Source organism: Flavobacterium sp. (assembly GCF_044339515.1).
Classification (GTDB): Bacteria; Bacteroidota; Bacteroidia; order Flavobacteriales; family Flavobacteriaceae; genus Flavobacterium.
In genome coordinates this window covers 1-23,995 of sequence record NZ_JBIIVK010000041.1, presented here as the reverse complement: position 1 = coordinate 23,995, position 23,995 = coordinate 1, and the positions used below count along the sequence as shown (strand labels likewise).

Genomic DNA, 23,995 nt, shown 5'->3' with positions numbered 1-23,995 from the left:
GAATATCAAAAGCTACAGCTCATAACTCATCGCAAACCCCGATATCCGAAGTTTGCACGATTCTATGCGAAGGTCTTCCTTATCCAAAGTTGGCACATGCTCTGCGAAGGTCTGTGACTTCGCAGCAAATATACAATTCCAATTTTTATTATATTTGATTAAATTAATGAATATGGAAGAAGGTTATGTCATTAGAGATCAAAAACTACCGCATTTTATAACTATTACTGTAGTGGATTGGATTGATGTATTTTCAAGAAAAGTGTATCGAGACGAAATCATTGCTTCTTTGGATTATTGTATCAAAAATAAAGGAATGGTTTTATACGGCTATGTGATCATGAGCAATCACATACATATGGTTGTTCAATCGAGCGAGGGGAAGTTGTCTGATTTGATTCGTGATTTTAAGAAATATACAGCCAAAACAATTTTAAGCAAAATACAATCAGAACCGGAAAGCAGAATGGAATGGATGTTAGAACGTTTTAGATTGGCAACTGAAAGTCATTCCAGAAATAAAGTGTATCAATTCTGGCAGTATGGCAATCATCCGGAAGAAATTTATACCAATCCGTTTATGTGGTCAAAATTAGATTATATTCATTTTAATCCTGTACGTGCTGGATTAGTTGAAAAAGCGTCACATTATTTGTATTCAAGTGCTTCTAACTATGTGAATGATGTTGGCTTGGTCTGTATAGAAAAAGCCGACAATCCTATTGTTGATGTGATGAATGTAAATAATGTGCAAAGGTATGATTGGTATTAAAAAAAGGAAGTGTTTTGCTGCGAAGTCACAGACATTCGCAGAGCATGTGCTATCAAAGAAGACTTAGGGCAGCTGGGCTTGGTCTGTATAGAAAAAGCCGACAATCCTATTGTTGATGTGATGAATGTAAATAATGTGCAAAGGTATGATTGGTATTAAAAAAAGGAAGTGTTTTGCTGCGAAGTCACAGACATTCGCAGAGCATGTGCTATCAAAGAAGACTTAGGGCAGCTGGGGGAGTGTTTTGCTGCGAAGTCACAGACATTCGCAGAGCATGTGCTATCAAAGAAGACTTAGGGCAGCTGGGGGCAACGTGCTAATGATTAGACTTCGGGCAGCTTGGGGAACATTTTACCCGAACACTTTTCGGAGCTGGAGTCACAGACGTTCACAGAGCAACTTGTTATTAAGCAGACTTCGGGCAGCTGGAGCTAGATAAGCATCTGTTAGCATTTTTTATTCACTTTTCTGCAACACAATTTTCCAAGCCACTTATAATTCTGTTGATTGTATTAATGATTTTCGGAAAAGAGTAAATAAGATTTTTTAAATCTTCTTCTACGTCTTCATGATATATTATTATTTGTTTTCCGTAATTTTTTGTACCAGTGTAATTTAAAGTTGTTTTCTTTCTAGAATAGCTATTTACATAGTTTGGATCCAAATAAAGAATAGTATGAGCAACCAAATTTCTTATGATTTGGATATATTCTAAATCTCCAATCAATTCTTTGTAAAAAGTATCTGCTGGAATTTTCCCTTCTTTTTTTAAAGAAGCTAAAATATATTTTTTGGTGTCAAAAGTAATTTTATCAGAAACTATGTATCTAAAAAAATCATTTTTTTTACTTTCCTCTGCAAAATATTCAACTAAAATTTTAGAAATTAAAAACTCAACTGTGATGGTGGTTTCTAAAATTCTACCCCTAATTTTTTCAGAATCTTCTCTAATTAAATTTATTTTTTCTTCATTGTATGGATTTTCCATGTGAGTGTTTTGAAATAACTGCTAGTTGTTGGGTTTGTAAGCCTGAAATTTTAGAATTAGTACTGATATCAAAATTTCAAAACAAACTTAAATTAAGGTCCAAAACCCTAATTTCATACAATCGCTGTTAGGTTAGTGTCAGTTTTTTATTTTTTCGTATTCTTCCGCTTTAAGTATGATGGTTTTTATTTTCAACTTCTGAAAAGTTTTTTCTGCTTTATATTTACATCTATCATCATTTGTAATAAAAAAATCACAATGCGAAGCATAAAATGTATGTAATGCATCGTCAAACATATTATTAAAGTTACTATCAGTCTTGTATCCTTGTAAATCATATTTATAAAATGTTTCAATAATTTTTGAATAAGCATTATTTTCACTTGTTTTTGATTTTGGCTCATACAATTCAGAAATTTCGAATATATCTAAATGCTTTGGTAATCCTTCAAAATTCGATTTTATTGATTTAAGCATTTCGGGATTATTTCTGTGTTTAGTTAAACTTTGAACTAAATAAGCTTTAAAGGACTTATACAAACTATAATCAGATTTTAATCTACTTTGGAAATCAAAAATATCTTCCATTAAAGCCAATTGATTGTTTTCTATTCTTGATTTTGGATACATTATTCCAAATAATGGATCAATCGAATATGCTTTTTTAAATTCAGGAGGTAGTGGAAATAACTTATATAATTCAGCTAAATTCGGTGCGTGTGGTATTTCTTCAAATTTTAAAACTTCAAGAAATGAAGTTGGTTCAAATTTCCATTCATTTTTTTTCTCTTCAAAGAATTCTTCTATTTTTCTGAAATGCCAAGTTGTTTCATTTCTTCCCCAGTATTGGCATATACATAAATCGTTAGTTAATTTTTTAATATAGTTTAAATGTCCATCAATATAATTTGGGTTTTTCTGAAAACCTCTGAATAAATCGTTAAGATGAGCGTTTGAATATGGAACAATAATTTTCTTTTCAAGAATTAAGTTTTCTATTTCTCTATATATTATTTTTTCTGAATCTTCTAATTTTTCTTTTTTTTCAATTCTGTCGAATATGTTTAAATCTATATATACATTCATCTCGTTATTGTTTATAGCTTGTGCTATTTTTCTTTTGATAAAATAAAAATATAACTACTATATGGATCTCTTGAATTAAATCCTTCATGCGATTCAAAAAGTGTTTGTTCTAAATTCCAACCAAGCTTAATGCAATAATTAAGAGCATCAACTTGAGAAATAAATTGTATAATTTTTCCTTCTTCATTTCGTATTAAATCAGCCACTGTGTTGTCATTCATTTTATGTGAAGAATTAAATTGACCGTCGTTTAATCTTGCAGGTCCATTTTCGTCTGGAGCAGTTCCGTTTGACATGCCTTTAGCCCAATATGTTAAAATTGCGTATTTTTTCATAATTATATGATGATTTATAGATTTTTATTGAAATTTATTATAGTGATTTATAATATTTTAGTCATAATTATCACTAACTTATTTATTGTTGCTCTAAAGTATCAACTATACATACTAATATGCGTAGATTATGCCTATCTCAATATCATAGTTATTTCAACTATTTTCTTTTTTATATATCAGAATGATTTACAATACTTTAATTTCCACCACAAAACTAACCCATCCCCACCAAACCATTTTACGGATTCCCGTAAAGCACTAAAAAAATAAATGGGGGTGTTCTTGCCAACCGGCAAATTTGTTTTTGGAAATACTAAGATAGGAAAAAAGTAATTTGTTCTTACAAAAAGTAAACTTTTTTAAAAATTCACTTTCAAAAACGCATTCGGTGTCAATTCCAATGAGTAGGTATTCACTTCTTCAATCGCATTACTGTCCGGATTGAGTCGGTAGAAGCGGTTGATAATGTTGCGTTGGTTGAACAAGTTCAACACCGAAACCCCCATAAAAAGGTTGGTTTTTTTGCCCAGCTCCACCGAGTAGGCGGTGGAAAAATTCACTTGAAAATAATCGTCTAAGTTTTCTTGGTTCGGGCGGCTGTACACAATTTCCGGGTTACCGGGTGTAGGAAAGATGGGTTCGTTGCTCAACGGAATCGTGTTGGGTCGTCCGGTAAACCATTTGCTGCCCAACGCCACTTTAAGGTTGTTCCACTGATAGGTTGCCCCGAATGCCATGCTGTGGTTCACTTCAAAATTGTTGGCAAATTGAGGCGGAAGATAGCCTTCAAACGTATAATCGTTGTTGTTATAACTGTAGTTGAACCAACCGGTGAATTGGTCAATTTGTTTTTGAATAAGCACTTCAGCACCATATACCTCATATTGCCCAATGACTTTCACAAACTCCAATTGGTTTTGAAAACCCTGAGCGGAACTGGTGATGCCTTCTACTTTTTTATAAAAGGCTTCGGGATGAATGAGCCAATTGTTTTTTCGAAACACAACGCCCAACGAGGCTTGGTTGCTTTGTTGAATCGGAATACTTTCGTTATTCGCCAACACCCAACGGCGTTTTTCTACCCCTAAAAAGTCTTGTTGCAAGTCGATGATTTGCGAAGCGGTTTGGTTTTTTTGTTCCCCTGAAAGTTCCACGTTGAGGTGATCGTTCAAGGCATAATTGAGATGCAAACGCGGTTCAAGGAGAAAAAGCGACCATTTTTCAAAATAATTACCACGTGCTCCCAATCGGGCGAACAAGCGGTTGTTTTTAGAGCTGTAGTCGATTTCTGCAATCAACGCATGGCTACGCAACACTTCTTTCACGGTACGAGTGAATTGCGGAATGTTGATGTCGTCAAAACTGCGGATACCGATTTCGTTGAATTGATAACCGTTGGTGAGCATAACGGTTTCCGACAATTGATGGGAATTTTTTAACCGAATGCCATTGTCTAACACGGTGTTTTCCTGCAACAAAATTTGGTTGTTTTCCACCGATTGGTTGTTGGCATCCAATTGGTAATAAGAACTGTAAATACTCAACTCGGAACTGTTTTTGGCGTTCCAATTAGTTTTCCACGTTACATTGCCACCCAAGGTTTGCTGATTCAATTGGCTGTTTCTGGCAAGGGTTTGGTTGTTGACCAATGTACTTTCGTTGAAGGTTAATTCATTGGAAATAGCCAATGCATCAAAAAACAGTTCACTTTTTTGACCGATTTTTTGGTGGTATTGCAACGTGACATCATAAAAATAAAAGTCTTCGGTGTTGTTGTAATTGATGTCTTGGTTGTTCGTCACATCAATCACTTCCGTATTTTGAAAAATCCGGTTGAAGTAATTTTTGTAAGTAGGCGAAGCGAGCATATCGGTAAACGAACGCCGTGCTGCCACTTCAAAAGATGATTTTTCACCGGTTTTTACTTTCGTATAGAGTTCGGCATTAATCATATTGACACCAATGGTACTATTGGTATTTTCAACAGAATTACTTCGGGACGAAATATCAATCACACTCGACACACTTTCGCCATAAAAAGCCGAACTGCCGTTTTTAGACAGTTGAATCGTGTGAGCCAAATTGGGATTTAAAGCCGAAATTAATCCGTAAAAATGACCGGTTTGAAACAACCGAATGCCGTTCCATAAAAATAAATTTTGGTCGTGTGTGCCGCCGCGGACATTCACGTTGGCAATCGTTTCATCAGTGCTGATGATACCCGGAATTTGCTGCATGGTTTGCAACACATCGGGTTCCACCAATCCGGGAAGAATACCGAATTTTTTGGGTTTGATTTCAAACGTGCCTTCGGTTTTTTTGCGGATACCGGTTGTCAGATAGACTTGAGCGACGACTTCTTCTAATTCCTGAACGGTTAAATTCAATGGAAAAGTAGGGCAGTTGTCCACATAAATTTCATTGACAAGTACCGTTTTAGAGGCATAACTCACGTGATTAATTTCGATTGGATTGGAGGAAACCACCGGCAATTGAAAAAAACCTTTTTCATCGGAAAGCACATATACATTGGTTCCTGAAATGCGAATGGTTGCGTTAAAAATAGGAAGATTGGATTCGCTATCCACCAGATAGCCACACAGCGGTTTGTCGAGTTTTTGGTTGTTGGAAATGGTGATGGATTGGTCATTGACAAACTTAAACCGCAACTTGGTTTGGGTTTGAATGTAATCGATTTTTTGCTCTAACGTATTTTTGGGATTGGGAGCCGGAATTTTGAATACTAGAATCTCTTCTTCAATATAATTAAAGGTAACCTTGTGTTGTTTTTCAATGGCAACCAAAATTTCTTTTAAGGGCAAAGCTACGCCTTGGTCTTGACCAAAAAGTGTCAAAACCCAAACGAGCGAGAAGAGCAGGGTGAAAACCCCTTTGTTTAAATTCATTTACCTACTGTAAAATAAATTTGGAATCGTTACTTTTTGTTAGTTGTAAATGGTAGGTGGTGGCAATTATTTCTAAGGCAACGTCAAGGTTATTCATCGGAATGGTTCCGGAGAAGGCTTGGTTGGTTGGTTTTCCTTTGTATTCAATGTCAATGTTATACTGTCGGTTGATTTCATCCAAGATAGCTTGTAAATTTTCTTTAGAAAAGTTCACCTCTTTTTTCAACCATTCCGGTTCAAGCTTGTCGGTTTCACCGGCGTAAATCTGAGTACCGTTTTTAAACGAAATCATCATTCCTTTGGTTAAAATCACTTGTTGGTTTTGGTAATTCACTTGCACTTTTCCTTCGTAACAACTTATATCGAATCGTTTGTTTCGGTTTTTTACGTTGAATTGGGTTCCTAAAACGGAAACAGTTCCTAATTCGGTGGCTACTTCAAATTTTTTGCCTTTGGCAACTTTGAAGAAAGCTTCGCCGTCGAGTTTTAATTTACGTTCGTTGTTCCAGTTCCATTTTTTGTATTCCACGGAGGAACCGGCGTTCAGCAACACACTGGAATCGTCCGGCAGTAAAAAGGCTGTGGTGGCTCCATTAGCTGAAAACTCGGTGAAATTCGCAAAATTTTTCACGGCAAAAGTAATTCCGAATCCTACGATAAGCACCGCTGCAATGCGAAGCAACACTTTTTGGATAGAAATTGTCTTAACTTTTTTGCGTTGCAAAATGGTTTGTAGCATTTTATCGTCATCAAAAGCAGGTGTGGTTAACTCGCTCGAGTACTGTTTAATTTTTTGGTAAACGGCAAAATCCTCGGAGGCTTCAAACGCTTTGAGTTCTTCGCCTTCCAATTCATTGTTTAGCCATTTCGCTAAGGTGTATTTTTCTTCCATAGTAGTGGACTTTTAACTATAACAGGTTGGATTTCAAAAACCCTACTTAAAAAACTCAATTTCTTTTCGCAATTCTAACAATGCCAGATGCATTCGTTTTTCTACGGCTTTGACGCTGATACCTAAGGCATCGGCAATTTCGCTGTATTTCTTCCCGTCAATACGGTGCATTAAAAAGCAAGTGCGTTGGCCTTCGGTTAATTTATCGATTGCTTTTTGCAGTTTTACTTTGAATTCATTTTCTTCTAAATGAAAATCAGGGCTTTCAAACGTTTTGTCTTGTTTGGGTGCGGCTTTTGCATATTCCAATACTACTTTTTGATGAGCAATTTGATTTAAAGTAGTGTTATTGGCTATGGTATATAAATAGGATTTTGCTTTATCCAACGGAACTTTTTCGCAGTTTTCCCATAATTTGATAAACGCTTCTTGCGTTACATCTTCTGCTTGTTCTGCATTTCCGAATTTGTAATACATGAAATTGCGTAAGGCTTTAACGTGGTTTTTGAAAAAATTCGAAAAGATGAGTTCTTCACAAATTCCAGAAAGTGATGTGCTTTTCATTTACTTTTTATAAAACTTTTGTGAAAATATAAAAAAAAGGATAACCAAGGTAGGGTATTTTAATTTTAATTTGTTTCTTAATTAAATCAAACCATTATGAAAACAATTTTACTTTTTAGTGTAGCGATATTGAGCTTCCTTTTTTTAGGCTCTTGTCAAGAAGAAGAAAATACGATTGTTCAAGATACCACGCAAAATTTAAATCTGGCCTCGCCCGTTTCTAAATTTTTAGCGAGAGCCGCACAAAATAATACGTCGGTGGATAATGTGATGGACGGAACAAGTGTTTTTCGCGTGAAATTACCGGTTTCCATCAACTTGAATGACGTGGATTTAACAGTGGCAACGGAGGCAGATTACGATGAAGTGGCTGATTTAAGAAACGCTTCCGGTTCCGATGATGATGTGGTAACGTATGTGTATCCAATTACGGTTTCGTTGCGAAATTTTGAAGAGATTACGGTCAATAATTTGACACAATTGAATACGATTATAACACAAAATGAAGATTTGAGCGATATCAGTTGTGTGACGATTTTGTATCCGATTACCATTAATGAGTATGATAGTGCGAACCAGCTCGCCGATATTTTGACGATAAACAGTGATTCACAATTGATTAATTACCTGCTTAATTTAAACAGTGGTGTTTTTTATTCGATTAATTATCCGATTTCGGTAATTAACCCGAATAACCAAACCGTGGTGATTAATTCCAATGTAGAGTTAAGAGATGTGATTGAAAGTGCCATTGGTCAATGCGGTTCCAATTCGGGTTCAACGGATGATTTTATTGATGTTTTGACTACCGGCAATTGGCGTATTTCCTATTACCATGAAGGTGACGACGATGAAACGATTGTGTATAACGGTTATGTTTTTACGTTCAACACCAATAATACAATTACGATAACTAAAAACAGTTCAACTTTTACCGGAACTTGGCTATTTTATGAGGAAGACGGCGTTGATATTGTAGAAATTGATTTTGAAGATGATCCGTTAGACGATTTAGATGATGATTGGGAGTTGTTAGAGTTTTCCACTACTTTAATTCAGTTGAAAGAGGAAGGAGATAACGAATACTTGAGTTTCACTAAAATTTAAAAACAATGGACATGAAGACACTTTTTCGAAACTTTCTTTTTGGGAAAAATAACATCGTTTATTTTCTCACGCAGGCGGTGATTTGGGTTTTTAATGTGCTTTTGATTTATATCTTATTTTTTTAATTACTTAACCTATTAACCTACTTAAACATGAAAAAGTTTTTTTTAATTCCTTTATTATTCAGTGTTTTTATGCTGAATGTTGCTTCCACCTGCAGCAACGATGACGACAGTAATGACGACGATGACAATAATTCATCCAGTGCTATTATTACCCAAACACAAAATACTTTTGTAAACGGATCTTGGCGAGTGACGTTATTTTCAGAGGACGGTTCCAACCAAACTTCTCAATTTTCAGATTATGATTTTGTATTTGAAACGAATGGAACGCTTACAGCCGAAAACGGAAGTAATACAATGAGCGGAACTTGGACCACCGGAACGGATGACAGTACACCGAAATTCATCATCAATTTTAGTGTAACCAACGGCCCGTTTGAAGAAATAAGCGAAGATTGGCAAATTTTAAATACATCCGCCACCAGAGTAGAACTCAAACACGTGAGTGGAGGAGACGGGAGCATCGATTTGCTGACATTTGAGAAGAATTAATTCGGTTTTATGAAAAGTATCTTGGCTTATTTTGATGACGAATTAGTAAACACTTTTGAAAAAGAGGGTATCATAAAAAATGTTCCAAAAGACACAGAACTCATCCGCGACGGTCAATACATCAACTCGATTCCTATCGTATTGAATGGAATGGTAAAAGTGTTTACAAAATACCACGAAAAGGAATTTCTGTTGTATTATATTCAACCTACCGAAAGTTGTGTGCTATCGTTTATTGTCAGTAAAAAAAATGAGCCAAGCACTTTTTTTGCCAAAACGGAGGAAGACAGTGAAATTCTTCTGTTGCCGGCAGTAAAAGTGCAAGAATGGATAAAAAAGTATCCAAAATTTAACGCCATGTTTTTTAATCTATTTAATGAGCGTTATTTTGATTTAATCGATACATTAAATCATGTTTTATTTGATCGGTTGGATTCAAGGTTGTATTTGTATTTAAAAGAAAAAATGGATTTACACCAAACGACAATTCTAACCATTTCTCACAAAGAGATTGCCAACGATATGGGTACTTCCCGCGAAGTAATTACCCGTATTTTAAAAAAATTAGAAGCGGAATCAAAAGTGATGCAAACTTCCAAAGGCATTCAACTTTTGTAGATGTGACTTTTGTCACATTTTTTTGATTTTGATTGATTTACCTTTACTTCATTAACCAATTAAAATCAAAATAGTATGAAAGCAAACGTTGGCAACGCAGACAAATTAATCAGAATCATATTGGCTATTGTTCTTGGAACGCTCTATCTCACCAACACGGTAAGTGGCGTTTTGGGGATAGTGGTTTTAGTTTTTGCCATCATTTTAGTGGCCACAAGTTTAATTAGCTTTTGCCCCATTTATCCTTTATTTGGTATCAATACCTGTTCCCTTAAAAATAAAAAATCATGAAAAACAGCGTCATAATACTATTGTTTTTGTTTCCTTTTTTCACCCGTGCACAAGTGACTGTGGAGTGGTCCAATTATCCGGGAGGAGTTTCGGTTGCAGTTACGCCATTAGACGAAGTCTATTCGGTGAATTGGGACTATAATCCGGGTGGTGATATTACCTTAACTAAGCGAAATTCATCCGGAACGGTTTTATGGGATGTAACTTATGATAATGTAGATAACACCCGTCACGAAGTAGCCACTTGGTTGGAAACCGACAGTCAAAATAATTGCCTTGTTGCGGGAACCATTCGTTCCGGTTTTTCTAATCCGGTGAATGCCGCCAGTCTTTTAATGAAATATAATCCGCAAGGCGATTTACTTTGGCGAGTGGTGTTTGAAGATTCCTTTGAAGGTTCGTATACCAGAAAAATACTAGTTGATTCTTCAGATAACATCTATGTTTTAGGATTGGGAATGGGCGAAAACGGTTTGGTTACACGAGTTAAAAAGTTTGATGCCAATGGTGAGTCGGTTTGGACGTATTATGATACTAACGGAGTAGGTGCACCCATTAATATGAAATTGACACCAGACAATGCTTTGGTCGTTTCCGGCAGAAGCATCACCGGAATCATCAATGGATATTTAAAACTGAGTTTAGAGGGAAATTTGCTGTGGAGTAAAACAGGAATTACGAGTCCAACAGTTGGCGATATTGCGGGTGATATTTTGGGAAACACTTACCTCATTAACGGAGAAAATGTAGTTTCTAATGCCGGTAGCATTCTTGAAAAACTGAATGAAAACGGAAATTCTCTTTGGTCTGATACCAATACGATGGCAGGAAGCCGAGTGGAGGTTGGTTCCGATAATCATCCCCTCATCAGTGGTTTTCCTAATTCAGGAACGGGAGGAGCTGCTTTTATGAAATATACTTCGGAGGGCTCTGTGCTTTGGCAAAACCTAAATGCAGACGGTCCTGAAATTTTGCTTCTACACGGTCAATTGAAATTGGATGCGGCTAATAATGCTTATTTATCAGCAGGAAATTTGTTCAATATGGCCGTATGCAAAATCAATGCAGACGGAACAAATGGTTGGGTTGGTTTAGTTTCCGGAAGTAATTCGGCCAGTTCGTTTGTATTGGCGGACGATAATTCGGTTTATGTGGTGGGTGGAACAACAGCAAAACTCGGGCAAGCTCCACTGGGTATAAATACGACTGACGTTGATCCATTTGTAATTTTTCCGAATCCATTTTCATCTACATTCACAATTCAATCATTTATCGATGAAGGAGAAAAGCAAGTAGCTCTTTATGATCTATCCGGTAAATTAATCTACGAGGATAAGTTTACAGGATTTAATGCAAGCTTACAGTTGAACGCTATTTCCAGCGGGATTTATTTTATCAGGATTATTGATCAAACCGGAAAAATTTACAAGCAAAAGTTGATTAAAAATTAGTGTTCAGCTTTTAATTAGTCATTAAACCAATTAGAAACCAAGAAAAATGAGATAGAATACCCAAATTTCTTGCATATACGTTGCTATGATTTTCTATCAATAAGTGAAACAACCTTCAAGCTCAATGAAAACTATGTTTCTATGTTGTAAAAAACAGGTTGAATTTCTTAAAAAGGATTAAATAAAAAAAAGCTGCATGTTTAGTGCAGCTTTTTCACATAGTAGGTTAAATTGTGGTATTTGGGAATTAACTAACTTTAATCATCTAACAAATCGGTATATTCTTCAATTTTATCTTTAATGGTATTGGCCAAACTTTGGTTGCCATCGGTATCATTGGGGCTAATTTCAATTAAACCGTCACCGTCATCATGGGTTGCATTTGATAAATCAACATTGGCTAAAACCGCATCTAAATTGAAATCAATTACTAGCGTTGCAGAATTATCAGCTATAACCAAGTTTTGTCCGGCATCTTCGTAATCAATTTCAAAATCTTCGTCAATATTATGCCAAAACACAAATGGAGTAGAACCAATGGTGCCTTTGATTAAAACGGACTTGTTGAACAACTCACTGTCAGCATTATTATTTCTTGCCATTTTAAATTCCACTTCTTCATACACGCCGTTAGGAATGTTGATGGTTGTGATGGTAGTTTGTCCGCTTAATAAATCCAATTCAAACGGACCTCTTAATTCAAATTCATCATCATCACCATAAAACCCATCGCCATAATCATCGTCGTCATCGTCATAAAAATCATCATCTAATTCAAATTCAATTTCTTTTAAATTAATTTTAAACTCAGAGATGCTCACAGCATTTTCCATTCTTCCGGTGTTTCCGGAATAAGTAGCTTTGGCAACAATGTTTAAATTGTCATTGGCATCATTCGAAGAATTTTCGTCGTTACTACATGAAGCAGTTGAAAAAATAACTGCTAAAAGGCCTAAAAGAATTTTTTTGTTTTTTATAGTGTGTAAAATTTTGTTGTATACCCATAAAACAATTTACTTTCCGTTTACCCTACCTGAAATTTTAAAAAATTACTTAAAATCATTTTTTGATGCTTATTTGCTTTATGTTATCTTTGCACTTCATTAAAAGAAAATCCTAATTATGTTCAGTAATTTAAGCGATAAATTAGATAAAGCTCTTCATATTTTAAAAGGTCACGGTAAGATTACCGAAGTAAACGTAGCAGATACTTTGAAGGAAGTGCGACGTGCGTTGTTGGATGCCGACGTGAATTTTAAAATTGCCAAAGATTTTACCAATTCCGTCAAGGAAAAAGCACTGGGTCAAAACGTATTGACTTCGTTACAACCCGGTCAATTAATGGTAAAATTGGTCAAAGACGAGTTAACCGAATTAATGGGAGGCGAAGAAGTTGGTATAAACCTTTCCGGTCATCCGTCGGTGATTTTAATGTCCGGTTTACAAGGTTCGGGTAAAACCACTTTCTCCGGTAAATTAGCTAATTTTTTAAAAACCAAGAAAGGCAAGAAACCGCTTTTGGTGGCTTGTGATATTTATCGTCCGGCAGCGATTAATCAGTTGCATGTGGTGGGAGATCAAATTGGAGTAGAGGTATATTCTGAACCTGAAAATAAAAATGCGGTTGACATTGCTCAAAATGCAATCAAATATGCCAAATCAAACGGATTCAACGTTGTTATTGTAGATACAGCCGGTCGTTTGGCCATCGATGAGCAAATGATGAACGAGATTGCGAATGTGCACAAAGCCATTCAGCCGCAAGAAACCTTGTTTGTGGTAGATGCCATGACGGGTCAAGATGCGGTAAATACGGCTAAAGCGTTCAACGACCGATTGAACTTTGACGGTGTGATTCTTACCAAGTTAGATGGTGATACCCGTGGTGGAGCAGCGATTACGATTAAATCAGTGGTGAATAAACCGATCAAGTTCATTGGTACCGGTGAAAAAATGGAAGCCATTGATGTCTTTTATCCTTCCCGTATGGCCGACAGAATATTGGGCATGGGAGATGTTGTGTCTTTGGTAGAAAGAGCTCAAGAGCAATACAACGAAGAGGAAGCACGCAAATTGCAGAAGAAAATTGCCAAAAATGAATTTGGCTTTGATGATTTCTTGGTACAAATTCAGCAAATCAAAAAAATGGGTAACATGAAAGATTTGGTGGGTATGATTCCTGGAGCCGGAAAAGCGTTGAAAGATGTGGAAATTGAAGACGATGCGTTCAAACACATTGAAGCCATTATTCATTCGATGACGCCAACCGAAAGGAGTAAACCGGCTATTATTGACGGAAAGCGAAAAATCAGAATTGCCAAAGGTTCCGGAACCAAAGTAGAACAAGTGAACCAATTGATGAAGCAGTTTGACCAAATGAGCAAAATGATGAAGATGATGCAAGGCGGCGGCGGAAAAAACCTCGCCAGAATGATGGGTGGAATGAAGGGAATGAAATAATTTTCACAATAACAGACGCGATTTATCGCGTCTTATTTTTTTACGACACAACTAAAACAACACATACATGAAATTATTAGACGGTAAAAAAGTCTCCGAAGACATCAAAAATGAAATTGCTGCAGAAGTGCAGAAAATGAAAGACAATGGCGAAAAAGTACCACACTTAGCGGCTGTTATAGTTGGGAATGATGGAGCAAGTTTAACCTACGTGGGAAGCAAAGTAAAAGCGTGTGAAAGAGTAGGTTTTGAAAGTACTTTGATAAAGATGCCCAACACTACTTCGGAAACCGAATTATTGAAAAAAATCAAAGAATTAAATGAAGATGATAATATTGACGGATTTATAGTTCAGTTGCCATTGCCAAAGCAAATTGATACACAAGAAGTATTGATGGCGATTGACCCCAACAAAGACGTGGATGGATTTCATCCGGAAAACTTCGGGAAAATGGCATTGGATATGACTACTTTTATTCCGGCAACACCGTTTGGTATTTTAGAATTATTGGAACGTTATGGTGTTGAAACACAAGGAAAACATACGGTTGTTATCGGTAGAAGCCACATTGTAGGAAGACCGATGAGTATTTTGATGGGAAGAAAAGGATTTCCTGGAAATTCAACTGTTACCTTGACGCATAGTTATACCAAAAATATATCGCAAATTACTACTCAAGCTGATATTATCATTACTGCTTTAGGCGTGCCGAATTATTTAAAAGCCGAAATGGTGAAAGATGATGCGGTGGTTATTGATGTGGGTATTACCCGCGTTGCAGATGATTCGACCGAAAAAGGTTACCGAATTACGGGCGATGTAGATTTTGAGAATGTAAGTAAAAAAGCCTCCTTTATCACTCCGGTTCCGGGTGGAGTAGGACCAATGACCATTGCGATGTTGCTGAAAAACACGTTATTGGCAAGAGAGCAGAAACGATTGAAGATGAGATAAATAACAAAACCCAAGTGATGAGCTTGGGTTTTTAGTTTATTTGTAGTAAAGAAAAATCCAAATAAGATTAAGTAAAAAAAATCACGCAAAGACGCAAAGTTTAAAAACTTCTCTTTGCGACTTAGCGTCTTTGCGAGAGAAAATAGCTTAATTAGAGATGCTCTTCACGAAAACAAGAGCCTAGGGTTTGGGTGAGGTTTATTTTTTCTTAATTATAATCGGTCTTCTAACCTCCACTTTCGGTAAACTCGCTTCTTCCGTTTTACTCGATGGTTCAATCAATTGATTTAATTCTTTGATTTCAGCTGGGGTTAAATCGCGGTATCTTCCCACTTGAATATCTAAGGAAATATTAATTATTCGGATGCGTTTTAGTGCTGTCACTTCATACCCTAAATACTCACACATTCTACGAATTTGGCGGTTTAAGCCTTGCGTCAACACAATTTTAAAAATGTATTTGCTGATTTGTTCCACCTTGCATTTTCTTGTAACCGTGTCTAAAATCGGAACGCCATTGCCCATTTTTTGAATAAAGCGGTCGGTAATCGGTTTGTCAACCGTCACAATATATTCTTTTTCGTGGTTATTTCTGGCTCGGAGAATTTTGTTTACTATATCGCCATCATTCGTCATAAAAATCAATCCCTCACTGGCTTTATCCAATCGGCCGATGGGAAAAATACGTTCCGGATAATTGATATAATCTACAATATTATTGCGAACACTTTGGTTGGTGGTACATTCAATTCCCACCGGTTTGTTGAAGGCTAAATAAATCGGTTTATCTCGGTTTTCACGAATGAGTTTGCCATCGACACGGATTTCATCGGTTTCAAGTACTTTGGTCCCCATTTCAGGCACTAGACCGTTAATTGTCACGCGACCTTCACTGATTAATCGATCGGCTTCACGACGAGAACAAAAGCCGGATTCTGATAAAAATTTATTAATGCGTTTTCCTGAATCTTCCATTATGCAAAAGTAATTTTATTTTATGGATTTATGAAAACTAACTATTTTATTCAAATTGGTATAAATTTAGTAAATTGCACAAAAATTGCCTATAATCAAGAACTTACGGTTATGATAAAAAAAATACTATTTATTTTTAGTTTCCTGATTTCTCTATTTGTAACGGCTCAAAGTAGAAAAAATCAATTTCATTTGAACGCTGAAAGTAATCAACATGCATTGCATGTTTCGTTTCATTCCGACGTTGTTTTAAAAGACAAAGAAGCAATTCTTGTTCAGTTTCCTGAAATAGTCCCACTTTCTGACGAATTTCAATTGAATTTTGAAAAAACAATTTCTTTTTCAGAAGAAAAATGGATTGATTTAGAAAAGAATGCCAAGCAATATGCCGGAAATTCTTCTTCCGTGCATCAGTTAAAAAACATTTTCAGGGTAGTTGTGGATAATCCTTCTAACGAAAAATTACTTTTGTTAGCCACAGCATTTGAAAAATTAAATTCGGTGAATTACGCCAGCTTAATTTCACTAAAACCTATCAAACCACCTTTTGATATTCCACCTACCACCCCTGATTTTATGGTAAACCAAACCTATATCGGTCCAAATCCGGGTTTAAACATGCAATATGCGTGGGATTTAGGTTTAAAAGGCGAAGGAATTCGCGTGCGTGATGTGGAATATGGTTTTAACAAAAACCATGAAGATTTGAATGAAGTAAATGCTTTTTTAGCTACCGGAATGACTGTTTCATCTGATGCAACAGCCACTTACACGGAACATGGAACAGCTGTTGTCGGAATTATCATTGCCGGAAATGACGGCTATGGGATGACAGGTTTGGCTCATGAAGCTTCTGAAGTAATTCTTTTTCCCGAGTGGCAAGAAATCGGGTACAACAGAATTAACGCAGTGAATCAATCCATACAAAATTCAACTGCTGGTGATGTGATTATGTATGAAATGCAGGAAGATGGTGCTGCCGCCGGTTTTCAAGATTATGTTCCGGCTGAGTATAATAATGTGATTTGGGATTTAACCAAAGCTGCTTCTGATGCCGGAATTGTGATTGTGGCTGCTGCCGGAAATGGCAACCAAAATTTAGAGGGAGCACTTTACACGAGCTATATGAACCGTGGGAACAGTGGAGCAATTATTGTTGGCGGTGGATTATCCAATCTTACTCACAACAAAATTTCCTACAGCACACATGGTTCAAGAGTGGATGTGCAAGGTTGGTCTCAAAATGTTTTTGCTTGCGGATATGGTACGCTGACTATGATTAATGGTGATATAAACCAAGGATATATTAATTTTTCAGGAACCAGTTCGGCAACGCCCATGGTTGCGGCTTGTGCGATTGTTTTGCAATCTTACTATCACGATTTAACCGGCAATTATTTAACCGGTCCTCAATTGCGAACCATTTTAAAAGAAACCGGAATTCCACAAGGTAATCCATCGGCAGGAAATATTGGTCCTTTTCCTAATATGCAAACGGCTGTGCAACGGGTTTATGATGATTATTTGTTGGGTTTGGATGTGGTCAATCACACCGAATTTTCGGTTTTTCCAAATCCGGTGCAAAATCAATTGAAGTTTTTAACCCATGAGGGATTATCAGAAAATGCTACTATTGAAATTTTTAATGCATTAGGACAATCTGTTTTTCAAGCGAAGATGCCGAATAGTAACTCACTTGATGTGTCAACTTTATCGAGTGGAATGTATTTTGTAAAAGTATCTGACGGAAATCAATCAGCGACAAAAAAAATACTTAAGCAGTAAACAAGAATTTTTCAATTTGTTGATACAATGCTTGGTCGTGCATGCTATGGCCTAATCCTTTGGTTTCGATAAAAGCTGCTTTTTTCCATGCAGAAGCAATTTTTTTGCTTTCAGTAAATGCAACCACATTATCTTCTACGTCATGCGAAATAATTCCGTCTAACTGTAGGGTGGAAGCAAGTAATTTTCCCTGAAATTCTTCTACTTTTATATTGAATCGTTGCGAGAAAAAGTGATTTAGTTGTTGAAGTACTTTTGTATTTAGTCCCAATAAATTTACATAATTTGTTAAAAGTATTTCCAAATCGGATGGAGCACCCAACAGTACCATTTTTTGTAAATAAGGGGAATTATACCGGTGTTGAAAATACAAACAAGCAGAGCCTCCAATCGAATGACCGATGATCACTTGCGGTCTGTGTTTTTGCACCACATGGTTTATAAAAGCAGCGTATTGCGGAACATTGAACTCGACACCATTTGCCAAGCCATGGGCAGGTCCGTCGAGAGCAATAATTGAACTACCGTGTTTTTTTAAATAAGGTAAAAATGGTTCCCATCGGGCTGCGTTACTTTCCCAACCATGTACTAATAGCACTTTATTTTCATTTCCTTTCCAGAAATAAATAGGAAAGTTATGGTTATCCAACGAAATAAATTCTATTTCTGCTTCTTGTAAAACTTCGGGGATTAAATTTGGTTTTAGTCTGCCTTCACGCGGTTCACTAAAAAACTTATAAGCTAATTTTGTTGCTTTTTTTGGAAAAACATAGCTTAAGAAGTTGATATAAAAACCAATGGTTTTAATCAGTAATGAAGTGAAAATTCTATTCATAAAAAAAACCCCGAATCCGGGGTTTGTGTTTTATATGTTTGCAAATATGCTTTCCATTTTTTCTTTTTCCTCAGCGGCTAAAACATTGTCTACCAAAATTCTTCCACTGTGTTCATCGGTTAAGATTTTTTTGCGAGCTGCAATTTCAACCTGTGTTTGTGGCGGAATTGTAAAGAAAGAACCGGCAGATGCTCCTCTTTCGATAGAAACAACCGCTAAACCATTACGCACACTCGTACGAATTCGGTGATAGGCCGCTAGTAAACGCTCTTCGATATTGGAAGCATATTCGGCAGAAAGTTTAGTTAAAAACTCTTCTTCTTTTTGTGTTTCAGACATGATATCGCCTAATTCAGCTTTTTTGTGCTCTAAGTGCGACTGTTTTGCACTTAATTTTTCCTGCGAATCAGCAACTTGTTGTTTTTTATATTCAATGGAAGCTTTCATTTCTTTGATGTGCTTCTCATTCAATTGAATTTCTAATTCCTGAAATTCAATTTCTTTGGTTAAGGAGTTGAATTCTCTATTATTACGAACATTTTTTTGTTGTTCAGTATATTTTTTAATTCCCTCTTTGTGAGCTTCAATAGCATTTTTCTTCGCTTTGATTTGGTCATCAATTTGCTCTAAATCGGCTTTTAATTTTTCGTTACGTGCTTTTAAACCTGCTACTTCATCTTCTAAATCTTGTACTTCAAGTGGCAATTCGCCTCTTACGTTTCTGATTTCATCAATTCTTGAGTCGATTAACTGCAAGTCATAGAGTGCTCTTAACTTCTCTTCTACACTCATTTCTTTTACGTTTGTCATAATCTAAAAGTACTTAACTGGATTTGTATTTTGTTCTGATAAAATGATTGCAAAATTAGGAAATTTTTTGATAAGAAAATCAACAATATAATTTTTTGTGTAACGTTCGCTTTCATAATGCCCAATATCTGCTAAAAGTAGTTGATTTTCAGCTTCATAAAATTGATGGTATTTTAAATCGGCGGTTAAAAACGCATTGGCACCCAGTCGTTTCGCCTGTCCAATAGCAAAACTTCCTGAACCTCCTAAAACGGCCACTTTTTTTATCTTTTTATTTAAAAAAGTACTGTGTCTGATGCTTTCGCATTGCATTTTTTCCTTTACAAATTGTAGAAAATGGCTTTCGTTCATTTCAATTTCCAGTTCACCAATCATGCCTAAACCGATATTTTGGTGTTGGTTTTGCAGTTCATAAATTTCATAAGCTACTTCTTCATACACATGATTTTTGAAAAGAGCTTTCAAAATTTTGGCTTCCAAATGCTTTTCAAAAGTAACTTCGATTTTAATTTCTTCGTTTTCCACAAATTCAAAACGTTCACCGATTTCAGGATTGCTGTTTTCGTTCCCCATATACGTTCCGATTCCTTTAGAATTAAAACTGCAATCTTCATAATTACCAATGTTTCCGGCACCGGCTTCAAACAAAGCATTACGCAATTTTTGATGATTTTCCGTAATGGTATAAGTCACTAATTTCTGAATGAATTTCTCTTTAGGAACTAAGATTTTAGTATTTACTAATCCTAATCGATTGCAAATGATTTTGTTTACGCCATTTTGATGATTATCCAAAGCGGTATGCACAGCATAGATGGCAATATCATTTTTAATGGCTTTTAAGACTACTCTTTCCACATAGGTTTTTCCGGTAATTTTTTTTAGCCCCGAAAATACAATAGGGTGGAAGCAAACAATTAAATTACATTTTTTTTCGATGGCTTCGTCAACTACATTTTCCAAGGCATCGAGGCAAACTAAGATACCACTGATTTCCTGCTCGAAATTTCCTAACAGTAAACCCACATTGTCAAAATCTTCGGCATACGCAAGAGGAGCAAGTTCTTCTAAAATCGGGAGAATGGATTGAAGTTTCATGGAAAGTTATTAAGTAACAAATTTAAGTAATTATTCATGAAAAGTTTCTTTACGTTTTAAAATGAATCCTTTTTCACTTCGCTATTAGTTTACAGTTTGTTCTTTAAAACGCGATTAACTTCATTAATTAATAAGGGAAATGCGGGTTCAGTCATGTCATGTCCGTATCCGTCCAACTCCAATAATTGGGTTTGTTGATGACCGTTTACTTTCATCATTCGCATTAAATAAGCATTTTCTTCATACCTTCCCAATAGTTCAAGTTCACGATCGCCGGTAATTAATAAAAGTGGCGGAGCGTCAGCACGCACATGATACAATGGAGCTAAATCGTCAACAATAGGTTTTTTGCCATCAATATCCCTTTCTTCGCGAATGGTAAAATGTGTAATGGTATGGCCGCTAAACGGAATTATACCTGCAATTTTATTAGCGTCAATGCCGAAATTGGCTAACCATCGTTTGTCTAATCCGACCATTGCGGCCAAATACCCTCCGGCAGAATGACCTGATACAAAAATGGATGAAGTATCGCCACCCAATGATTCGATATTGTTGAAAACCCATGCCACAGCGGCAGCGGCATCATCAATGTAGGTTGGCGATTTTACTTTTGGATAAAGTCTATAATTGACAGCGACAATCGCAACGCCTTTGTTTTTTAAAGCTTCCGGGATGTATTTGTTACCGCCAGTTAATCCTCCACCATGGAACCAAACAATTGTCGCAAAGTTTTTTTTATTGGTAGGGTAGTAAATATCCAACACACATCGCTCTTTGATGTAGACATCTTTTTGGTTGACTGTAGTTGGATAGTAGGGCTGATTTTCTTTGGTATTGTATTCAGTGGTTTGAGCTTGTCCCCAATAAATTCCCAAGAAAAATAAAACAACAATGTATTTTTTCATAAACTAATTTTTAATGAATTAAGAACATTAACTAGGTATTTTTTCCTCTAGAATTTCATTTCCGGCTTTATCATAATAGGTGCAAGTCATTTTATCTAAATTGACACTCCATTTTTCAATGCCGGATTTGGCACAATCACTGCAAAAAGTAGGGTAATCTGTTTTTCCTTGTTGATGAGCTTTTAGGTCGGCTTTGAATTGATTTTCATCTGTTTCATTAGCAATTGCTATAGTTTCATATTTCGCCGGTGAAGTAATTTTAAAATCATTTTCTCCAAAATAATTGGTGTGACCGTCTGAAACATAGGAATCATATGAGGTAACCCCCAATTGTTTAAGATCTTGAATATATGACGGAAAGTCGGCACCGGATTTTACCTTACTGTGAGCGGTTTTAATTTGTTCGATTGTGAACATAATAGGTGGATTTAAAGATATATTAAAAGTAATGATTTTCTATTTTGAATTTTCCATTTGAATAAATTGAAGTTTAAAAAGAATCAATATTTTCGTTTCTGTTAATAAAAAACCATCTTCAAAACTACTAAATATTTCTTCAAATATCCTACCTTCGTCACATGATTCTTTTAAGAAAAATACTCTTTCCTTTTGCCATTCTCTATGGTTTGATTACCGCCATTCGCAATTGGTTTTATGACAAAGGATTTCTAAAATCCCATTCATTTTCTGTTCCCGTGATTGCAGTTGGAAACTTAAGTGTGGGCGGAACCGGCAAAACACCACAAATTGAATATTTAATTCGATTGCTTTCACCAAATTATAAAATAGCTGTTTTAAGTAGAGGCTATAAACGAAAATCATCCGGATTTTTGTTAGCGGAGTATTCCTCAACTGCTGAATCATTGGGCGATGAACCCTTTCAACTCCACCAAAAGTTTCCAACCATTCAAGTGGCTGTAGATGCCAACCGCAAAAACGGAATTGAACGATTATTAGCTTTAGAAAACAAACCTGATATCATTTTGCTCGACGATGCTTTTCAACACCGCAAAGTAAAAGCAGGTTTCTATATTTTGCTCACCGCCTACAACGATTTGTATCCAGACGATTTCATTTTGCCTACCGGGAATTTGCGTGAAAGTAGAAGTGGAGCAAAACGGGCAAATATCGTTGTTGTCACCAAATGTCCGCCAACGCTTCCTGAAGCTGACCAAAATCAAATTCGAAAAAAATTAAACCTTTCGGAACATCAACAACTTTATTTTTCATCAATTCAGTATGATGAAATTTTGTATTCCGAAACCGAGAATCGTACCGTTGCTTCACTATTAAACACCGATAAATTGTTAGTTGCCGGAATCGCCAAACCCAAACCTTTTTTCAGCCATTTACAAGATGGCAATGATGAGGAATTGGAATTTCCCGATCACCACGATTTTACCGAAAGTGATATTCAAACCATTCAAAAAAAGTCAAAAAATAAACCGATTATTACCACTGAAAAAGATTTCGTTCGGCTAAAAGGAAAAGTAAATTCGGCACAATTATTCTATTTGCCCATTCAAAGTATTTTTCTTTCCAACGGCGAAAATTTCAACCAACAAATAAACAATTATGTGGAACAAAGTACAGGAAACCGTCCAATTTCTTAAAGAAAAAACCAATTATACACCCGAATACGGCATCATTCTCGGCTCCGGTTTGGGCACATTTACACAAGATATCGACATCGAATTTACAATTCCGTATTCCGAAATTCCCAACTTTCCGGTTTCCACCGTGCAAGGACACAAAGGTGCTTTGGTTTTTGGTAAAATAGGCAATAAAAGTGTGGTTGCCATGCAAGGTCGATTCCATTTTTATGAAGGCTACGACATGAAAACCGTGACTTTTCCTGTGCGTGTCATGAAGTATTTAGGCGTTCAAAAACTCATTGTTTCCAATGCTTCCGGTGGTGTGAATCCAACTTACAAAGTGGGCGATGTGGTAGTAATTAAAGACCACATCAATCTATTTCCCGATCATCCGTTGCGAGGAACAAACGATGAACGTTTCGGTCCACGATTTGTCAACATGAGCGAACCTTATTCTCGCACCATGATTCAAAAAGCCAAAGAAATTGCTCAACAAAATACTATTGAACTCAAAGACGGCATCTATTTAGGCTTGCAAGGACCAACTTTTGAAACCTTAGCCGAATACAAAATGGTCAAAATTCTCGGTGCCGATTGCGTCGGAATGTCCACCGTGCCCGAAGTCATCGTTGCCCGCCACATGGAAGTTGATTGTCTCGGAATTTCAGTAATTACCGATATGGGCGATGAAGAAAATATTGATGAAGTTAATCATAATGAGGTGCTTGAAGCCGCCCGAAAAGCAGAACCACACGTGCGAAAATTAATTAGAGAATTTATTCGGAATTATTAGGCAGCTAATCCGGTCATCCGTTGCATCCCGATAGATTCTGTGTTGATTTCCAAAATAAAATCTAAATTTTTATTAGTTTTGTTTTTCAAGACAGTCTCTGAACTAGTCTCTATAGCGTGTTTAAACCATTTGTGTTTGCACGCTATTTTTT

The 23,995-nt window shown here is 36.2% G+C and carries 25 protein-coding genes; 12 read left to right on the top strand and 13 right to left on the bottom strand.

Features of this window, described 5'->3' with window-relative positions; all coding sequences use genetic code 11:
* The first annotated feature begins 172 nt into the window (after positions 1 to 172).
* On the top strand, positions 173 to 772 hold the full coding sequence (locus ACIQ0M_RS11340; protein ID WP_396152305.1) for an REP-associated tyrosine transposase: 600 nt from the start codon (positions 173 to 175) through the stop codon (positions 770 to 772).
* 9 nt (positions 773 to 781) lie between these two features.
* Entirely contained in the window at positions 782 to 931 is a 150-nt protein-coding gene (locus tag ACIQ0M_RS11335; protein ID WP_396152303.1) for a hypothetical protein, read from the top strand.
* Between the two features lie 301 nt (positions 932 to 1,232).
* On the opposite strand, the gene ACIQ0M_RS11330 is transcribed toward ACIQ0M_RS11335, so the two are convergent.
* The 6 genes from ACIQ0M_RS11330 to ACIQ0M_RS11305 all read right to left on the bottom strand — a co-directional run bounded on the left by ACIQ0M_RS11330 (position 1,233) and on the right by ACIQ0M_RS11305 (position 7,546).
* Positions 1,233 to 1,760 carry a hypothetical protein gene (locus tag ACIQ0M_RS11330; protein ID WP_396152301.1) on the bottom strand — a complete coding sequence of 176 codons (528 nt, stop codon included), beginning with the start codon at positions 1,758 to 1,760 and terminating at the stop codon, positions 1,233 to 1,235.
* 138 nt (positions 1,761 to 1,898) lie between these two features.
* Positions 1,899 to 2,846, bottom strand: coding sequence for a hypothetical protein (locus ACIQ0M_RS11325; protein ID WP_396152299.1), 948 nt, complete (start codon positions 2,844 to 2,846; stop codon positions 1,899 to 1,901).
* 23 nt (positions 2,847 to 2,869) lie between these two features.
* Complete coding sequence (locus ACIQ0M_RS11320; RefSeq protein ID WP_396152297.1) at positions 2,870 to 3,181, bottom strand: hypothetical protein; 312 nt, start codon at positions 3,179 to 3,181, stop codon at positions 2,870 to 2,872.
* A 362-nt stretch (positions 3,182 to 3,543) separates the two neighbouring features.
* Positions 3,544 to 6,090: a TonB-dependent receptor plug domain-containing protein gene (locus tag ACIQ0M_RS11315; protein WP_396152295.1), complete on the bottom strand. Its 2,547-nt coding sequence runs from the start codon at positions 6,088 to 6,090 to the stop codon at positions 3,544 to 3,546.
* Positions 6,091 to 6,094: 4 nt separating this feature from the next.
* Complete coding sequence (locus ACIQ0M_RS11310) at positions 6,095 to 6,982, bottom strand: FecR family protein (protein WP_396152293.1); 888 nt, start codon at positions 6,980 to 6,982, stop codon at positions 6,095 to 6,097.
* 42 nt (positions 6,983 to 7,024) lie between these two features.
* Positions 7,025 to 7,546: an RNA polymerase sigma factor gene (locus tag ACIQ0M_RS11305; protein WP_396152291.1), complete on the bottom strand. Its 522-nt coding sequence runs from the start codon at positions 7,544 to 7,546 to the stop codon at positions 7,025 to 7,027.
* A 96-nt stretch (positions 7,547 to 7,642) separates the two neighbouring features.
* On the opposite strand from ACIQ0M_RS11305, the gene ACIQ0M_RS11300 reads away from it, so the two are divergent.
* The 5 genes from ACIQ0M_RS11300 to ACIQ0M_RS11280 all read left to right on the top strand — a co-directional run bounded on the left by ACIQ0M_RS11300 (position 7,643) and on the right by ACIQ0M_RS11280 (position 11,630).
* Positions 7,643 to 8,653, top strand: coding sequence for a hypothetical protein (locus tag ACIQ0M_RS11300; RefSeq protein ID WP_396152289.1), 1,011 nt, complete (start codon positions 7,643 to 7,645; stop codon positions 8,651 to 8,653).
* Between the two features lie 152 nt (positions 8,654 to 8,805).
* Positions 8,806 to 9,270, top strand: coding sequence for a hypothetical protein (locus ACIQ0M_RS11295; protein ID WP_396152287.1), 465 nt, complete (start codon positions 8,806 to 8,808; stop codon positions 9,268 to 9,270).
* A gap of 9 nt (positions 9,271 to 9,279) precedes the next feature.
* Positions 9,280 to 9,888 carry a Crp/Fnr family transcriptional regulator gene (locus ACIQ0M_RS11290; RefSeq protein ID WP_396152285.1) on the top strand — a complete coding sequence of 203 codons (609 nt, stop codon included), beginning with the start codon at positions 9,280 to 9,282 and terminating at the stop codon, positions 9,886 to 9,888.
* Between the two features lie 75 nt (positions 9,889 to 9,963).
* Positions 9,964 to 10,179, top strand: a complete 216-nt coding sequence (locus tag ACIQ0M_RS11285) for a DUF2892 domain-containing protein (RefSeq protein WP_396152283.1) — start codon at positions 9,964 to 9,966, stop codon at positions 10,177 to 10,179.
* Entirely contained in the window at positions 10,176 to 11,630 is a 1,455-nt protein-coding gene (locus ACIQ0M_RS11280; protein WP_396152281.1) for a T9SS type A sorting domain-containing protein, read from the top strand. Before ACIQ0M_RS11285 ends, ACIQ0M_RS11280 begins: the two co-directional genes overlap by 4 nt.
* 257 nt (positions 11,631 to 11,887) lie before the next feature.
* Here the strand turns inward: ACIQ0M_RS11280 and ACIQ0M_RS11275 are convergent, their stop codons facing one another.
* Positions 11,888 to 12,463 (bottom strand): hypothetical protein, encoded by a 576-nt coding sequence (locus ACIQ0M_RS11275; protein WP_396152279.1) that lies wholly within the window; start codon positions 12,461 to 12,463, stop codon positions 11,888 to 11,890.
* Between the two features lie 289 nt (positions 12,464 to 12,752).
* Here ACIQ0M_RS11275 and ffh point away from each other — a divergent pair, with 289 nt between their 5' ends.
* Together ffh and ACIQ0M_RS11265 are read left to right on the top strand one after the other, a co-directional pair.
* Positions 12,753 to 14,090 carry a signal recognition particle protein gene (ffh, locus tag ACIQ0M_RS11270; RefSeq protein WP_396152277.1) on the top strand — a complete coding sequence of 446 codons (1,338 nt, stop codon included), beginning with the start codon at positions 12,753 to 12,755 and terminating at the stop codon, positions 14,088 to 14,090.
* A gap of 67 nt (positions 14,091 to 14,157) precedes the next feature.
* On the top strand, positions 14,158 to 15,045 hold the full coding sequence (locus ACIQ0M_RS11265; RefSeq protein ID WP_396152275.1) for a bifunctional 5,10-methylenetetrahydrofolate dehydrogenase/5,10-methenyltetrahydrofolate cyclohydrolase: 888 nt from the start codon (positions 14,158 to 14,160) through the stop codon (positions 15,043 to 15,045).
* Positions 15,046 to 15,243: 198 nt separating this feature from the next.
* On the opposite strand, the gene rluF is transcribed toward ACIQ0M_RS11265, so the two are convergent.
* Positions 15,244 to 16,020, bottom strand: a complete 777-nt coding sequence (rluF, locus tag ACIQ0M_RS11260) for a 23S rRNA pseudouridine(2604) synthase RluF (protein WP_396152273.1) — start codon at positions 16,018 to 16,020, stop codon at positions 15,244 to 15,246.
* A gap of 111 nt (positions 16,021 to 16,131) precedes the next feature.
* Here rluF and ACIQ0M_RS11255 point away from each other — a divergent pair, with 111 nt between their 5' ends.
* Positions 16,132 to 17,805, top strand: a complete 1,674-nt coding sequence (locus ACIQ0M_RS11255) for a S8 family peptidase (RefSeq protein ID WP_396152271.1) — start codon at positions 16,132 to 16,134, stop codon at positions 17,803 to 17,805.
* Here ACIQ0M_RS11255 and ACIQ0M_RS11250 read toward each other — a convergent pair.
* The 5 genes from ACIQ0M_RS11250 to ACIQ0M_RS11230 form a co-directional block, all read right to left on the bottom strand.
* Positions 17,795 to 18,640, bottom strand: coding sequence for an alpha/beta hydrolase (locus ACIQ0M_RS11250; RefSeq protein ID WP_396152270.1), 846 nt, complete (start codon positions 18,638 to 18,640; stop codon positions 17,795 to 17,797). The genes ACIQ0M_RS11255 and ACIQ0M_RS11250 overlap by 11 nt on opposite strands.
* Positions 18,641 to 18,670: 30 nt before the next feature.
* Positions 18,671 to 19,450 (bottom strand): zinc ribbon domain-containing protein, encoded by a 780-nt coding sequence (locus ACIQ0M_RS11245; RefSeq protein ID WP_396152268.1) that lies wholly within the window; start codon positions 19,448 to 19,450, stop codon positions 18,671 to 18,673.
* A 3-nt stretch (positions 19,451 to 19,453) separates the two neighbouring features.
* On the bottom strand, positions 19,454 to 20,548 hold the full coding sequence (locus tag ACIQ0M_RS11240; RefSeq protein WP_396152266.1) for a Nif3-like dinuclear metal center hexameric protein: 1,095 nt from the start codon (positions 20,546 to 20,548) through the stop codon (positions 19,454 to 19,456).
* A gap of 89 nt (positions 20,549 to 20,637) precedes the next feature.
* Positions 20,638 to 21,456 (bottom strand): alpha/beta hydrolase, encoded by an 819-nt coding sequence (locus ACIQ0M_RS11235; protein WP_396152264.1) that lies wholly within the window; start codon positions 21,454 to 21,456, stop codon positions 20,638 to 20,640.
* Positions 21,457 to 21,483: 27 nt separating this feature from the next.
* Positions 21,484 to 21,873, bottom strand: coding sequence for a DUF1398 domain-containing protein (locus tag ACIQ0M_RS11230; RefSeq protein ID WP_396152262.1), 390 nt, complete (start codon positions 21,871 to 21,873; stop codon positions 21,484 to 21,486).
* A 161-nt stretch (positions 21,874 to 22,034) separates the two neighbouring features.
* Between ACIQ0M_RS11230 and lpxK the strand changes: the two genes are divergently transcribed.
* Both lpxK and ACIQ0M_RS11220 read left to right on the top strand, forming a co-directional pair.
* Complete coding sequence (gene lpxK / locus ACIQ0M_RS11225) at positions 22,035 to 23,069, top strand: tetraacyldisaccharide 4'-kinase (protein ID WP_396152260.1); 1,035 nt, start codon at positions 22,035 to 22,037, stop codon at positions 23,067 to 23,069.
* Positions 23,032 to 23,844: a purine-nucleoside phosphorylase gene (locus ACIQ0M_RS11220; RefSeq protein ID WP_396152258.1), complete on the top strand. Its 813-nt coding sequence runs from the start codon at positions 23,032 to 23,034 to the stop codon at positions 23,842 to 23,844. The genes lpxK and ACIQ0M_RS11220 overlap by 38 nt, the downstream gene beginning before the upstream one ends.
* Positions 23,845 to 23,995 lie beyond the last annotated feature (151 nt).